The organism is Streptomyces adustus (assembly GCF_009377175.1).
In the GTDB taxonomy this organism is placed as follows: Bacteria; Actinomycetota; Actinomycetes; order Streptomycetales; family Streptomycetaceae; genus Streptomyces; species Streptomyces adustus.
In genome coordinates this window covers 20805-36090 of the sequence record NZ_VJZD01000021.1, presented here as the reverse complement: position 1 = coordinate 36090, position 15286 = coordinate 20805, and the positions used below count along the sequence as shown (strand labels likewise).

Annotated in this window: 12 protein-coding genes; all 12 read right to left on the bottom strand. The window is 70.5% G+C overall.

What is annotated here, in order from left to right:
- Position 1: 1 nt before the first annotated feature.
- The 12 genes from FNH09_RS07815 to FNH09_RS07760 all read right to left on the bottom strand — a co-directional run bounded on the left by FNH09_RS07815 (position 2) and on the right by FNH09_RS07760 (position 15215).
- On the bottom strand, positions 2–685 hold the full coding sequence (locus FNH09_RS07815; protein ID WP_152886018.1) for a response regulator: 684 nt from the start codon (positions 683–685) through the stop codon (positions 2–4).
- Positions 686–816: 131 nt separating this feature from the next.
- Complete coding sequence (locus FNH09_RS07810) at positions 817–1485, bottom strand: potassium-transporting ATPase subunit C (protein ID WP_152886017.1); 669 nt, start codon at positions 1483–1485, stop codon at positions 817–819.
- A gap of 24 nt (positions 1486–1509) precedes the next feature.
- Entirely contained in the window at positions 1510–3636 is a 2127-nt protein-coding gene (kdpB, locus tag FNH09_RS07805; RefSeq protein WP_202919615.1) for a potassium-transporting ATPase subunit KdpB, read from the bottom strand.
- Positions 3633–5297 carry a potassium-transporting ATPase subunit KdpA gene (gene kdpA, locus FNH09_RS07800; protein ID WP_152886016.1) on the bottom strand — a complete coding sequence of 555 codons (1665 nt, stop codon included), beginning with the start codon at positions 5295–5297 and terminating at the stop codon, positions 3633–3635. The genes kdpB and kdpA overlap by 4 nt, the downstream gene beginning before the upstream one ends.
- A 6-nt stretch (positions 5298–5303) precedes the next feature.
- Entirely contained in the window at positions 5304–5393 is a 90-nt protein-coding gene (kdpF, locus tag FNH09_RS07795) for a K(+)-transporting ATPase subunit F (protein ID WP_018566520.1), read from the bottom strand.
- A 316-nt stretch (positions 5394–5709) separates the two neighbouring features.
- Positions 5710–6195 carry a hypothetical protein gene (locus tag FNH09_RS48275; protein WP_238426527.1) on the bottom strand — a complete coding sequence of 162 codons (486 nt, stop codon included), beginning with the start codon at positions 6193–6195 and terminating at the stop codon, positions 5710–5712.
- A 245-nt stretch (positions 6196–6440) separates the two neighbouring features.
- Positions 6441–7682, bottom strand: coding sequence for an MFS transporter (locus tag FNH09_RS07785; RefSeq protein ID WP_152886015.1), 1242 nt, complete (start codon positions 7680–7682; stop codon positions 6441–6443).
- Between the two features lie 261 nt (positions 7683–7943).
- Positions 7944–8270 carry a vitamin K epoxide reductase family protein gene (locus FNH09_RS07780; RefSeq protein WP_238426526.1) on the bottom strand — a complete coding sequence of 109 codons (327 nt, stop codon included), beginning with the start codon at positions 8268–8270 and terminating at the stop codon, positions 7944–7946.
- A gap of 139 nt (positions 8271–8409) precedes the next feature.
- The gene (narI, locus tag FNH09_RS07775; RefSeq protein ID WP_152886014.1) at positions 8410–9186 is read right to left on the bottom strand and encodes a respiratory nitrate reductase subunit gamma; all 777 of its coding nucleotides are present in this window, start codon (positions 9184–9186) and stop codon (positions 8410–8412) included.
- Positions 9183–9968 (bottom strand): nitrate reductase molybdenum cofactor assembly chaperone, encoded by a 786-nt coding sequence (gene narJ / locus FNH09_RS07770; RefSeq protein ID WP_162468239.1) that lies wholly within the window; start codon positions 9966–9968, stop codon positions 9183–9185. Before narJ ends, narI begins: the two co-directional genes overlap by 4 nt.
- Entirely contained in the window at positions 9965–11515 is a 1551-nt protein-coding gene (narH, locus tag FNH09_RS07765; RefSeq protein ID WP_152886013.1) for a nitrate reductase subunit beta, read from the bottom strand. Before narH ends, narJ begins: the two co-directional genes overlap by 4 nt.
- A 1-nt stretch (position 11516) precedes the next feature.
- Positions 11517–15215, bottom strand: a complete 3699-nt coding sequence (locus FNH09_RS07760) for a nitrate reductase subunit alpha (RefSeq protein ID WP_152886012.1) — start codon at positions 15213–15215, stop codon at positions 11517–11519.
- Between the last annotated feature and the right edge of the window lie 71 nt (positions 15216–15286).

Genomic DNA, 15286 nt, shown 5'->3' with positions numbered 1-15286 from the left:
GTCATCCTTCGAAGCGATAGCCCATGCCGGGTTCGGTGATCAGACAGCGGGGGTGCGCGGGGTCCGTCTCCAGCTTCCTGCGCAGCTGCGCCATGTAGACCCGCAGGTAGTTGGTCTTGTTGCTCTGCGAGGCGCCCCAGACCTCCCGGAGCAGCTGCTTCTGTGTGATCAGCCGGCCGCGGTTGGTCACAAGGATCTCCATCAGGTGCCACTCCGTCGGGGTCAGCCGTACGTCCCGACCGTCCCGTACGGCCTTCTTGGCCAGCAGATCGAGGGTGAAGTGCTCCGTCTCGACCAGCGTCGTCTCGGGGACCAGGGGTGTGTCCCCGGTGCGGCGGACGGCGGCCCGCAGCCGGGCCAGGAGTTCGTCCATGCTGAAGGGTTTGGTGATGTAGTCGTCGGCGCCCGCGTCGAGGGCGCCGACCTTCTCGTCGGTCGCCTGCCGGGCGGAGAGGACCAGGATCGGTACGCGGCTCCAGCCCCGTACGCCCTTGATGACGTCGACACCGTCCAGGTCGGGCAGTCCGAGGTCCAGCAGGACCACGTCGGGCCGGCGGGTCGCGGCGAGCCGGAGGGCGGTGGCCCCGTCGGGGGCGGCGTCCACGCCGTAGTGACGTGCCTGCAAGTTGATGACGAGGGCCCGTACGAGCTGCGGGTCGTCCTCCACCACGAGCACCCGGGTCATGGGTGTGTGCCTCTCCTGTCGTGCGTCGGGCGTGGGCGCCGGAAAGCCGGGCGGCCGACGTCATGGCGCCGGGAGCCGGCGGTACGGGATGTCTCCCGGCCGCCGACTCCCGTGCGGGTCGCATGACGCCGTCACTGCTTCGCCGCGAGGTCCTTGAGCGCGATGTTGAGTTCGAGGACGTTCACGCGGGGCTCGCCCATGAAGCCGAGGGTGCGGCCCTGTGTGTGGTCCTCGACCAGCTTCTCGACCTGCGCGACGGACAGGCCGTTCTTCGCGGCGATCCGGTGCACCTGGAGTTCGGCGTACTGCGGGGAGATGGCCGGGTCCAGGCCGGAGCCGGAGGAGGTGACGGCGTCGGCGGGGACGTCCGAGGGCCTGACCGTGTAGCCGGGCACCGAGTTGTCCTTGACGACGGCGGCCTTGGCGTCCTCGACCTGCTGGACGAGGACCTTGTTGTCGGCGGCGAGGTTGGTGGCGCCGGACAGCAGCAGCTTGTACTGCGTGTTGACGCTGTTGCTGCCGAGTCCGTTCGCGGGCCGGCCCTGGAACCACTTCAGGTCCGGGTCGGGGGTCTCCTGGCCCTTCTTCGGCGGCAGGTTGTACGACTGCCCGATGAGGGAGGAGCCGACGACCCTGCCGTCCGCCTTGATCTCCGAGCCGTTCGCCTGGTTGCCGAACAGCCCCTGCGCGATGCCGGTGACCACCAGTGGGTAGATGACGCCGGTCACCAGGGTCAGCACGAGGAGGGCACGCAGGCCCGCCCCCAGCAACCGGGCCGTGTTCGTTACGGAGTTGTTCATGGAGATCAGCACGCCTTCGAAAAATTACAGCCCGGGGATGAGGGAGATGAGCAGGTCGATGAGTTTGATGCCGATGAAGGGGGCGATCAGACCGCCGAGGCCGTAGATCCCCAGGTTGCGCCGGAGCAGCTTGTCGGCGCTCACCGGCCGGTAGCGCACGCCCTTGAGGGAGAGCGGGACCAGCGCGATGATGATCAGCGCGTTGAAGACGACGGCCGACAGGATCGCGGAGTCGGGCGAGGACAGCGCCATGATGTTCAGCTTGTCCAGGCCCGGGTAGACCGCCGCGAACAGCGCCGGGATGATCGCGAAGTACTTCGCGACGTCGTTGGCGATGGAGAACGTGGTCAACGCGCCCCGGGTGATCAGCAGTTGCTTGCCGATCTCGACGATCTCGATCAGCTTGGTCGGGTCGGAGTCGAGGTCGACCATGTTGCCGGCCTCCTTGGCGGCCGACGTACCGGTGTTCATCGCCACGCCGACGTCCGCCTGGGCCAGGGCCGGGGCGTCGTTGGTGCCGTCGCCGGTCATCGCGACGAGCTTGCCGCCCGCCTGCTCCCGCTTGATGAGGGCCATCTTGTCCTCGGGGGTGGCCTCGGCGAGGAAGTCGTCGACGCCCGCCTCTTCGGCGATCGCCTTCGCGGTCAGCGGGTTGTCGCCCGTGATCATGACGGTCTTGATGCCCATGCGGCGCAGCTCGTCGAACCGCTCGCGCATGCCCTCCTTGACGACGTCCTTGAGGTGGATGACGCCCAGGACGCGGGCACCCTGTTCGTCGTCGACCGCGACCAGCAGCGGGGTGCCGCCCGCCTCGGAGATCCGGCCGGCGACGGTGTCCGCGTCCATGGCGACCGTGCCGCCCCGCTCCTCCACCCAGGCGAGGACCGAGGCCGTGGCGCCCTTGCGGATCCTACGGCCGTCCACGTCGACACCCGACATGCGGGTCTGGGCGGTGAACTCGATCCACTCGGCGCCCGCCAGTTCGCCCTGCTGCCGCTCGCGCAGCCCGTACCGCTCCTTGGCCAGTACGACGACGGAGCGGCCCTCGGGGGTCTCGTCGGCCAGCGAGGAGAGCTGGGCGGCGTCGGCGAGCTCGGCCTCGGCGGTGCCGCCGACCGGGACGAACTCGGCGGCCTGGCGGTTGCCGAGGGTGATGGTGCCGGTCTTGTCGAGCAGCAGGGTGGAGACGTCGCCGGCGGCTTCGACCGCACGGCCGGACATGGCTAGCACGTTGCGCTGGACCAGGCGGTCCATGCCCGCGATGCCGATCGCGGAGAGCAGGGCGCCGATCGTGGTCGGGATCAGACAGACCAGCAGGGCGACCAGGACGACCATCGTGAGGTGCGTGCCCGCGTAGTCCGCGAGCGGCGGCAGCGTGGCGCACGCCAGCAGGAAGACGATCGTCAGCGAGGCCAGCAGGATGTTCAGCGCGATCTCGTTCGGGGTCTTCTGCCGCGCCGCGCCCTCGACGAGTGCGATCATCCGGTCGATGAAGGTCTCGCCGGGCTTCGTCGTGATCCTGACGACGATCCGGTCGGACAGCACCTTGGTGCCGCCCGTGACGGCGCTGCGGTCGCCGCCGGACTCCCGGATGACCGGAGCCGACTCGCCGGTGATCGCCGACTCGTCCACCGAGGCGACGCCCTCGACGACGTCACCGTCGCCCGGGATGATGTCGCCCGCCTCGCAGACCACCAGGTCACCGATGGTCAGCACGGTGCCGGGGACCTGTTCCTCGAATCCGTCCTTCAGCAGCCGGCGGGCGACGGTGTCGGTCTTGGCCTTGCGCAGGGTGTCGGCCTGCGCCTTGCCGCGGCCCTCGGCGACGGCCTCGGCGAGGTTGGCGAAGACGACGGTCAGCCACAGCCAGGCACTGATCGTCCAGCCGAACCAGTCCCCCGGGTGCTGGAACGAGAACACGGTCGTCAGGACCGAGCCGATCCACACCACGAACATGACGGGCGACTTGACCATCACCCGCGGGTCGAGCTTGCGGAACGCCTCCGGCAGAGACTTGACCAGTGCCTTGGGGTCGAAGAGGCCCGCTCCGACACGGCCCTCGGCGGGCTTGTACCCGGTCGGTGCGTCCTGGTGGGGCGCAAGGGTGGGAGTGGACATCGCGTCCTCGTGGTCTTCCGTTCGGGTGGTCATGACGCCAGCCCCTCGGCCAGCGGGCCCAGAGCGAGGGCGGGGAAGTAGGTCAGACCGGTGATGATCAGGACCGCGCCCACCAGCAGGCCGGTGAACAGCGGCTTCTCGGTGCGCAGGGTGCCCGCGGTCACCGGGACGGGCTTCTGCCCGGCGAGCGAGCCGGCCAGCGCCAGCACGAACACCATCGGCAGGAAGCGGCCGAGCAGCATCGCGAGTCCGGTCATGGTGTTGTACCAGTCGGTGTTCGCGTTCAGGCCGGCGAACGCCGAGCCGTTGTTGTTGGCCGCCGAGGTGAAGGCGTAGAGGACCTCGGAGAAGCCGTGCGCACCGGAGTTGAGCATCGAGTGCGGCGGGGTCGGCAGCGCCATCGAGGCCGCCGTGAAGACCAGCACCAGCGCCGGGGTGATCAGGATGTAGCAGGCGGCGAGCTTCATCTCGCGGCCGCCGATCTTCTTGCCCAGGTACTCGGGCGTGCGGCCGACCATCAGACCGGCGATGAACACCGCGATGACCGCCATGATCAGCATGCCGTAGAGGCCGGAGCCGGTGCCGCCGGGCGCGATCTCGCCCAACTGCATGCTCAGCATGGTGATACCGCCGCCGAGGCCGGTGAACGAGGAGTGGAAGGAGTCCACCGCGCCCGTCGAGGTCAGTGTCGTCGCCACCGCGAAGATCGACGAGGCGCCGACGCCGAAGCGGGTCTCCTTGCCCTCCATCGCCGCACCCGCGGCCTGGAACGCCGGGCCGTGGTGGGCGAACTCGGTCGCCATCATCAGCGCGGTGAAACCGATCCAGATGGCGGCCATCGTGGCCAGGATCGCGTAACCCTGCTTCACCGAGCCGACCATCACGCCGAAGGTGCGGGTGAGCGCGAAGGGGATCACCAGGATCAGGAAGATCTCGAACAGGTTGGTGAACGGGGTCGGGTTCTCGAAGGGGTGGGCGCTGTTGGCGTTGAAGTAGCCGCCGCCGTTGGTGCCCAGCTCCTTGATGGCCTCCTGCGAGGCGACCGCGCCGCCGTTCCACTGCTGCGAGCCGCCCATGAACTGGCCGACCTCGTGGATGCCGGAGAAGTTCTGGATCGCCCCGCAGGCGACCAGGATCACCGCGGAGACGACGGCGAGCGGCACCAGGATGCGCAGGGTGCCGCGCACCAGGTCGGCCCAGAAGTTCCCGAGTTCACCGGTGCGGGAGCGGGCGAACCCTCGGACGAGGGCCACGGCGACGGCGATGCCGACAGCCGCGGAGACGAAGTTCTGCACGGCCAGACCGGCGGTCTGCACGACGTGACCCATGGTCTGTTCGCCGTAGTACGACTGCCAGTTGGTGTTGGTCACGAACGACACGGCCGTGTTGAACGACTGTGCCGGGTTGACCGACGAGAAGCCCAGCGAGCCGGGCAGGACACCCTGGAGCCGCTGGAGCAGGTACAGGAAGAGCACACCGACCGCGGAGAAGGCGAGGACCCCGCGAAGGTAGGCGGGCCAGGTCATCTCGGTGTCCGGGTCGGCACCGATGCCCTTGTAGATCCACTTCTCCACCCGCAGGTGCTTCTTGGCGGAGTAGACCCTGGCCATGTAATTGCCGAAGGGCACGTAGACGAGCGCCAGCGCGCCGATGAGGGCGAGGAACTGGAGGACGCCTGCAAGTACGGAACCCATGCCTGCTCAGAACCTCTCCGGGAAGATCAGGGCGAGGACGAGATAGCCCAGCAGGGCGACGGCCACGATCAGGCCCACGACGTTCTCGGCGGTCACAGCTTCGTCACCCCCCTGGCGACGAGGGCCACCAGCGCGAACGCGGCGAGCACGGTGACGACGAAGGCCAGATCGGCCATCGTGGACTCCTGGAGTGAGGTGCGGTTGAGCTCGGACGCTTAGAGCAAACCGCCTCCCCGACCGGATTCGACCGCCGTTGACGGCTCCCTTACGGCGACGCTCCCGGCTTTGACGGGTCCCTTACGACCGCTGCCCCATACCGGCCGGCAGGCGATCAGGACCGTCGGTTTCCCCTCACGGGAGCAGTCGAGGCCGGCCACGTCGTCGACCAGACCCGTTCCCGTCCCTGCCGCGATCAGAGGGCGTCGATCCGCCAGGCGATCACGCCGGTGGCGCCCTTGGCCCCATCGGCGTCGATGCGAATCGACTTGGGTGCGGTGATGCGCTGCTGCACCACCGACTCGTCACACGTCACCGTGGTCCTCGCAGCGCCGACGGTCGGCGTGAACTTCACTCGTGCGCTTCCGGTGCCGACGCATATCAGGTTCAGCCTGTAGGACTTCCCCTCGGTCAGCGTGGGTTCGGCGTGGATGCCATCGGTCACACGTTCCGATCCCGCCTCCACCAGCGTTCCGCTGCCGACCGCGGCAAGGGCCGCTTCAGCCCGCTCGGTCAGCTTTGCCTCTGATGAACCAGCGGACGCGTGAGAGGTGCCGGACACAGGACGCGGCGAGTCGGTGGCCTTGCCGTGGCCACCCGCAAACGTGCACGCAGCGAGGAGGAACATCGACGCCACCAGGGCGCATCCAGCGAACCGGGCCCGCAGGCTCACAAAGGTCATGACGAGGCCTCTCAGTACTTCCGACCAGTCTCGGACGTGGGCACCGTCGCCGCCGCTGTCCGGGGGGAGCAACGGTTCCGGTCCATCCCACCGATAGCCCCCCGAGATCCGCTCGTCCTGCTGGTGACCGTAACAGCGACGTCCCGGTGACTGCGCTGAATTCCGCCGACGCGAACGGGAGTTGGGGCGCGACGCCAGGATCTGCGGCGACAGCAGGAGCGACGGCATGAGTTCCAGGCGCCGGTTCAGCGGACACCGGACGTGCGCCGGGTCAGGGCGTGCCGCACCCCCGTCTCGGTGAAGGCCAGTGCCGCCGCCGCGACCACGCCCAGCAGGACCAGGCCGATCGCGTACGAGCCGTAGGTGCCGTACAGCGAGCCCATCAGCAGCGGCGGCACGAAGCCGCCCAGGCCGCCCGCGGCGCCGACGACGCCGGTGACCGAGCCGACCCTGTTCGCCGGGGCCAGCAGGGCCACCAGCGCGAACACCGCGCCGCTGCCCGCGCCCAGCGCGGCGGCCATGGCCAGGAACGCGATCGTGCCCACCGGCGCCAGGGCCGGTGTGAACGACTGCGCGAGCGCCCCGGCCAGCACCGCACCCAGTGCACCGGCCAGCACGCGCACCGGCCCGATGCGGTCGGACAGCCAGCCGCCCACCGGCCGCATGGCCACCGCGAGCAGTACGAACCCGGCCATCCGGTCGGCCGCGTCGGCCTGGGGCAGTCCGTAGCCGGTCTTGAGGTAGGTCGGCAGGTAGACGGAGAAGGCGACGTAGCCGCCGAAGGCCACCGCGTACAGGGCGGACGCCTGCCAGGTGACGCCGAGGCGCAGCGTTTCGGCCAGGCGTCGGGCCAGCGGTTCGGCCGGCACGGAGCGTCCGGGGGCGTCGCGCAGGACCAGCGCGGCCAGGACGGCGTACGCGGCCAGGACGCCCGCGGTGATCAGGAAGGGGTTCGCCATGCCGTGGGCGTCGACCAGCTTCACCGTGGTGAGGGCGCTGATCGCGGTGCCGCCCATGCCCATGCCGAAGACGCCGATGGCCAGGCCCCGCCGCTCGGGCGGGAACCAGGCGCTCACGAAGGGCACGCCGACGGCGAAGGAGGTACCGCCGACGCCGAGGAAGAACCCGCCGACGAGCAGTCCGGTGAGCGAGGAGTGTCCGGCAGTGCCCAGGTAGAGCACGGGCACGATGGTGGCCGCCGAGACGATCGGGAACATCACGCGTCCGCCGAACCGGTCGGTCAGCGCTCCGACCGGTATGCGGCCCAGGGAGCCGACGACGACCGGCACGGCCACCAGCAGCGACTGCTGGAAGGAGGTCAGTTCCAGGCTGTCCTTGAAGCGGGGGCCGAGCGGGCTGAGCAGCGCCCAGGCCCAGAAGTTGACGGCGAACCCGAGGGTGGCCAGGGCCAGCATCCGCCAGGCCCGGCCGGGCGTCGGCGTGCCGGGGACCGTCCCGCTGCTCTGCGTCGTCGAAGACTGGACCATGTCGTCCGTCCCTTTCCTCTTGCTCACGGTGGTTCTGCGGCCGGGGTCCGGCGGACCGCGGTCCTGTTGCTCGCGGACCGGAGGCCCTGCGGCCACTGTCCGCTCGTGGACACCCGGGCGGCATGGGCCATGGGTCCCGGCCTCCGGGCTGACGGTCCTCACGCCGGGGCCGGCCGGCCCCGGCGAGCAGGTGCGTGCGACGCCCCGGTCACAGCAGGCTGCTCCAGTACTCCCAGAAGCGGGTGAGGACGAGCAGGGCGATCACCCCGTACCAGGCGCCGAGCAGCATCCAGTGGGTGTCGCGGGCGGCGTGCAACACGCCCGGGGCACCGGCACGATGCCCTGTTCCAGGCAGTGCAGGGTCACGAACCAGAACAGCGCGATGGTCACCGTCCACACGACCGCGCAGTAGGGGCAGATCTTGTCGAGTTCGTAGCGCGACTGCCCGATCAGCCAGTGGACGAACACCACCCCCGCCAGGGCCCCCGCGTCCAGCGCGAGCCACAGCCGGCGGTGCAGCCGCGCACCGGTGAGGACCGCGACGCCGAGGGCGGCCACGGCGGCGAAGGCACCCGGTCCGAGCAGCATGTCGGGAAAAAGGAGGCCAGTCAGCCCACGACTCCGGCCAGGAGCATCACCCAGCCGGTCCGGCGGCTCGCGCCGGCCTGGCGCGGGTGTCGGCCGGTCGTAATGTCCGGCGCCAGGGCGGGTCCGTGACTCATGCGGCTCAGCGGGAGCCGGAGGCCGACCGGGGGTGGCCCCCGAGCTGCGGGGCCGCTGCCGGTGTGGCCCGCCTGCGGTAGACCAGATAGGGCCGGGCGAGGTATCCGACCGGGGCGCTCCACACGTGCACCAGCCGGGTGAAGGGCCAGACGGCGAAGAGCAGACAGGCCGTCAGTGCGTGCAGGCGGAACAGCAGCGGCGCCCCGGCGATGGCCTCCGGTTGCGGCTGGAGAGCGAACAGACCGCGGAACCAGACGGAGACGGTCTCCCGGTAGTCGTAGCCGGGTCCGAACACGTTGTGGGCGCCGGTGGCGGTGATGCCCAGCAGGACGGTGGCGGACAGCAGCGGAAAGAGGACTTTGTCGCTGCGGTCGGTAGTGAGCCGAATCCGGCGGGTCAGCAGTCTGCGGGCGCACAGCATGCCCAGCCCGGCGACCATGGCGACGCCCGCCACCGAACCGGCCCAGACGGCGGTGGTGTGGTAGGCGTGCTCGGAGATGCCGGCCGCTTCGGTCCACGAGGCGGGCACGGCCAGGCCCACGACATGCCCGGCGATCACCATGAACGCGCCGAGGTGGAACAGCGGACTGCCCCAGCGCAGCCAGCGGTGCTCCAGCAGTTGGCTGGTGTGGGTGGTCCAGCCGAACTGGTCCTGCCGGTAGCGCCAGACGTGCCCGACCACGAACACGGCGAGGCAGATGTAGGGAAAGGCGACCCACACCAGCAGGTCGGTGCCGCTCACCGGCGTGGCGACCGGTCGGGCGAGTGCTGCGGCGTTCATCGGCTGCCCTCCATGGGGGTGCGGGGCGGGACGCGGGTCAGCGGGGCGGCCGTCGGCGGCACGAACGTGCCCGGAGGGGCGAACTCCCCGGCGCCGTAGGTCCCGTAGGGGTCGAGGCCGACCTCCTCGTTCGGCGGCCCCTCGGCGGCAAGCCTGGCCACTGCCGCGCGGTCCGCCTCGGTGGCCGGCGGCAGCAGGCTGAGCAGTGCGGCCAGGACGTGCCGGTACGGCGAGTCGGCGTCGGTCAGTGCCCGGTGGATCAGCTCAAGGCCGCGCCGGTGCTGGCGCAGCGGCGCCTCTCCGCTGCCCGGGCCCGCCAGGGCGGCGAACTCCAGCACGACCGGGAGATGGTCGGGCAGTTCGCCGCCGTCGATGTCCCAGCCGGCGGCCCGGTAGCGCTGGTTGAGGGTGAGCAGCGCCATACCGCGGCGGCGGGTGTCGCCGTGCAGGTAGTAGGTGAGGTGGAGGCTGCTCCTGCGGCGCAGGTCGAACATCTCGACGTAGTGCCGCTCCAGCGCGTCGGGGTCCTGTGCGGTGAACGAGTCGATGAACCGGGCCAGGTGCCCCGCCGCGGGGGTGGCCGGGAGGTCCTTCACCGCGGTCGCCAACTCCGGCCGGGCCGCGCTCAGTTCGGCGTCGGGGTATTGCAGGAGCAGCGACACGAGCCGCAGGACCAGTGCGCGGCCCGCCGTCTCCTCGGCCGTGAGCCGGGCGGGACGGCGTACGGCCGCCCGGACACGGGTGCGGACGAGTGCGGGAATCGTTGAGGGCAGCGGGCTCACGGACGTCCTCCGGCGGTGGTGTCGCGGCGCGGGGTGGGGAGGCCGAGCATGACCTTGCGGGGCCCGGCGTCCTCGGAGGTCTCGACCGGACAGCGGTTCTCCATCGCGGTGAGCGCGGCGGCGTCCTCCTTGTGGGCGGCGGGGACGACGTACCGGTCGGCGTACTTGGCGACGGCGAGCAGCCGGTGCAGGTCCTCCGCCTCGCGTGCGGTCAGCCCGACGGCGTCCAGCACCGCCTCGTCACCGGCCTCGCCGAGGGTGCGGGCCCGCATGTGGGAGCGGAGCGCGGTGAGTTTCATCAGCACGCCCGCGACGACGTCGGTGTCCCCGGCGGTGAACAGTTCCGCCAGGTACTCCAGCGGGATGCGCAGCCGGGTGACGGCGGCGAAGACGTGGTCGGGGTCGTCCTGATCTCCGCCCGCACCGGTCACGGCGTCCAGGACCGGCGAGAGCGGCGGCACGTACCAGACCATCGGCATCGTGCGGTACTCCGGGTGCAGCGGCAGCGCCACCTTGAAGCGCGCGACCAGGTCGTACACCGGGGAGCGGCGGGCCGCCGCCAGCCAGTCCTCCGGGATCCCGGACCGCCGTGCGGCCGCGATCACCTCGGGGTCGTGCGGGTCGAGGAAGACGCCGCGCTGGGCGTCGAGGAGGTCCTGCTCGTCCGGTGTGGCGGCGGCCTCGCCGACACGGTCGGCGTCGTACAGCAGCAGCCCGAGGTAGCGCAGCCGCCCGACGCAGGTCTCGGAGCAGACGGTGGGCTGCCCGGCCTCGATGCGGGGGAAGCAGAAGGTGCACTTCTCGGCCTTGCCGGTGGCGTGGTTGACGTACACCTTCTTGTACGGGCACGCGGTCACGCACATCCGCCAGCCCCGGCAGCGGTCCTGGTCGACGAGGACGATGCCGTCCTCGACCCGCTTGTACAGGGCGCCGGACGGACAGGCGGACACGCAGGCCGGGTTGAGGCAGTGCTCGCACAGCCGGGGCAGATGGAAGAGGAAGGTCTGCTCGAACTCGAACTTCACCTTCCGGGCCCACTCGCCGCTCAGGTTGGGGTCGGCGCCCGCGTTCTCGGGCGCGCCGCCGAGACCGTCCTCCCAGTTGGCGCCCCAGGTGATCGCGGTCGGCCTGCCGGTGAGGACCGAGCGGGGGCGGGCGACCGGGATGTCCCGCTGGGCGGGGGCGTTGACGAGGTTGTCGTAGTCGTAGGTGACCGGCTCGTAGTAGTCCTCGATGGCGGGCAGATCGGGGTTGGAGAAGATCGACAGCAGCCGCTTGGCCCTGCCGCCGGAGCGCAGCACGAGCCGGCCGCGCCGGTCGAGCATCCAGCCGCCCTTCCAGTGTTCCTGGTCCTCGTAGCGGCGCGGGTAGCCGACGCCGGGCTTGGTCTCGACGTTGTTGAACCAGGCGTACTCGACTCCGGTGCGGTTGGTCCACGTCTGCTTGCAGGTGACCGAGCAGGTGTGGCAGCCGATGCACTTGTCGAGGTTCATCACCATCGCCACTTGAGCCATCACGCGTCCGACAGAGGCTTCGCCACGGGGCATCTCAGTACTCCACATCCTGCGAGCGGCGGCGGATGACGGTGACCTCGTCGCGCTGGTTGCCGGTCGGGCCGTAGTAGTTGAAGGCGTAGGTGAACTGCGCGTAGCCGCCCGCGAGATGGGTGGGCTTGAGCAGCAGCCGGGTGAGCGAGTTGTGGATGCCGCCGCGCCTGCCGCCGACCTCGGTCCTCGGCACGTTCACGGTGCGGTCCTGGGCGTGGTACATGTACACGGTGCCCTCGGGCATCCGGTGGGTGACCACGGCGCGGGCGGCGACGACGCCGTTGCGGTTGTACGCCTCGATCCACTCGTTGTCCTTGACGTCGATCTTCTCGGCGTCGGCGGTGGACATCCAGATCGTCGGTCCGCCGCGGGACAGGTCGAGCATGTACTTGTTGTCCTGGTAGTTGGAGTGGATGGACCACTTCGAGTGCGGGGTCAGATAGCGGACCGTGACCTCGGCCCGGCCGTTCTCGCCCAGTTGCTCGTCGCCGTAGTGCCGGGGTGTGTTCAGCGGGGGCCGGTAGACGGGTAGTTGCTCGCCCAGTTCGGCCATCCAGTCGTGCTGGACGAAGAAGTGCTGGCGGCCGGTGAGGGTGTGCCAGGGCTTCTTGTGCTCGGTGTTGATGACGAACGGCGAGTAGCGGCGCCCGCCGGTCTCCGAGCCCGACCACTCGTACGACGTGATCACCGAGCGCGGCTGGGTACGGGTGTCGGCGAACGTGATCCGCTCGGCCTCGCGCTCGGCGGAGAGTTCGGCCAGACCCTCGCTGCCGGTCTGCCGCTCCAGCTCCCGGAAGCCCTCGGTGGCCAGACGGCCGTTGGTGGTGCCGGACAGCGCGAGGATCGCCTCGCACATGTCGCTCGCGGTGGCGAGCGAGGGCCGCCCGGTGGCGACACCGTCCCGGACGGTGCCGTTGCGGTGCCTGAGGTCTTCGATCTCCCGGTCCGGGTGGACGGTGACGCCCTTGGTGGTGGTGCCCAGGGTGTCGAGCAGCGGACCGACGGCGCGCATCTTCTGCGCGACGGCGGCGTAGTCCCGTTCGACGACGACCAGCTTCGGCATGGTCCGGCCGGGAACCGGTTCGCACTCACCGGCCTTCCAGTCCCGCACCACACCGCCCGGCTGGGCGAGTTCGTCGGGGGTGTCGTGCAGCAGCGGTACCGCGAGGACGTCGGTGCGGGTGCCGAGGTGCTCGGCGGCCAGTTCGCTGAACCGGTCGGCCATCGTGAGGAAGGTGTCGTAGTCGGTGCGGGCCTGCCAGGGCGGGGCGATGGCCGGGGTGAAGGCGTGCACGAAGGGGTGCATGTCCGTGCTGGACAGGTCGTCCTTCTCGTACCAGGTCGCGGCCGGGAGCACCACGTCGGCGAGCAGGCCGGTGGAGGTCATCCGGAAGTCCATGCAGACCAGCAGGTCGAGCTTGCCCTCGGGTGCCTCCTCCCGCCACACCACGTCCTTCGGGCGGCCCTCGGGCGGGGTCTCCTCGGAGCGCACGGCCGCGTCCGTGCCCAGCAGGTGGCGCAGGAAGTACTCGTTGCCCTTGCCGGAGGAGCCCAGCAGGTTCGCCCGCCAAACAGTGAGCACGCGGGGGAAGTTGGCCGGGTCGTCGGGGTCCTCGACGGCGAACCGCAGCCGCCCCGACTTCAGTTCGTCCACGATGTGCTCGGCCACCGGCTTGCCCCGGTCCCGCGCCTCGTCCGTCAGGTCGAGCGGGTTGCGGTCGAACCCGGGGTGGCCGGGCGTCCAGCCCAGCCGGACCGCCTGCGCGAGCGTGTCCGCGAAGCCCTTGCCCTTGAACCGCCCTTCCCCCAGCGGGGAGGCCAACTCGTCCGGCCCGAAGGCCTCGTAGCGCCACTGGTCGGAGTTCAGGTACCAGTACGAGGTGCCCGCCATGTGCCGGGTGGGCCGTTGCCAGTCGAAGGCGAACGACAGGTGCTGCTGACCGGTGACCGGGCGGACCTTCTCCTGGCCGACGTAGTGCGCCCAGCCGCCGCCGTTGACGCCCTGGCAGCCGGTCATGGTGAGCAGCGCCAAGAAGGCGCGGTAGATGGTGTCGGAGTGGAACCAGTGGTTGGTGCCGGCACCCAGCGCGATCATGGACCGGCCGTTGGTGCGCTCGGCGTTGCGGGCGAACTCCCGGGCGATCCGGGCCGCCTGCTCGGCCGGAACCGAGGTGACGGTCTCCTGCCAGGCCGGGGTGTACGGCTGGGAGGCGTCCTGGTACGACGACGGCCAACTGCCCGGCAGTCCGGGGCGGGCGACGCCGTACTGCGCCAGCATCAGGTCGAAGACGGTGGTGACGAGCCGTCCGCCGACGCGCCGGACGGGCACCCCGCGCACCAGGACCGAGCCGCCCTCCGTGGCGCCCTCGTCGAAGCGGGGCAGGGTGACCTCGGCCGTCTCCTCGGCGCTTTCGAGCAGGGTCAGTTCGGGTATCACGTCGCCCAGGTCGAGGTTCCAGCGGCCTCGCCCGGCCTCCCCCCACCGGAAGCCGAGCGAGCCGTTGGGGACCACGGGTTCGCCCGTGGTCCCGTCCAGGAGAACCGTCTTGGACTCGGCGTTCTCCGTGTCGTGTCCGAGATGCGCGGCGGTCAGGAAGCCGTCGGGGACGAGTCCGCGGTCGTGCTCGCGCAGCGTCACCAGGAACGGGGCGTCGGTGAACCTGCGCAGATAGTCCTGGAAGTAGGGGACTTCGCGGTCGACGAGGAACTCGCGCAGGATCACGTGTCCCATCGCCATCGCCAGCGCGCCGTCCGTGCCGGGGTGCGGGGCGAGCCATTCGTCGGCGTGCTTGACGTTGTCGGCGTAGTCGGGGCTGACCGCGACGACCTTGGTGCCGTTGTAGCGGGTCTCGGTCAGGAAGTGCGCGTCGGGCGTGCGGGTCACGGGGATGTTCGAGCCCCACATGATCAGGTAGCCCGCGTTCCACCAGTCCGCGGCCTCCGGTACGTCCGTCTGGTCGCCGAAGACCTGCGGGGAGGCGATCGGCAGGTCGGCGTACCAGTCGTAGAACGACAGCAGCGTGCCGCCGATCAGTGAGTGGAACCGCGCCCCGGCCGCGAAGGACGCCATCGACATCGCCGGGATGGGCGAGAATCCGGCGACGCGGTCGGGGCCGTAGGTCTTGACGGTGTGCACCTGGGCGGCGGCGATCAGCTCGGTGACCTCGTCCCAGTCGGCGCGCACCAGACCGCCCTTGCCGCGCGCCCGCTTGTACGCCCGCGCCTTCGCCGGGTCGGAGGTTATCTCGGCCCAGGCCGCGACCGGGTCGCCGAGCCGCCTGCGGGCCTCGCGCCACAGCTTCAGCAACTCGCCCCGTACGTAGGGGTAACGGACCCGGCTGGGTGAGTAGGTGTACCAGGAGAACGACGCGCCCCGCGGGCAGCCGCGCGGCTCGTACTCGGGGCAGTCGGCGCCGATCGACGGGTAGTCGGTGGCCTGGTGCTCCCAGGTGATGATCCCGTCCTTGACGTACACCATCCACGAGCAGGAGCCGGTGCAGTTCACTCCGTGCGTGGAGCGCACGACCTTGTCGTGCGCCCAGCGGTCCCGGTAGAAGGTCTCCCACTTCGGGTCGCTCGCGCCGAACACGGCACGGCCGTCGGCCGACACCTCACGGCGGGTCAGCAGTCTGCGGGCCGCCAGCGGCCAGCCCGCCCCGGTGGGCGACGCCTGGCCCCGTGCGTTCTGATCGTTCCCCATGGTCGGAAACGCTAGAAGCCTCAGGCCGTGGCGCACCTGGGCTGGCAGTCCCTGCCGCCTGGCCTTCCGGC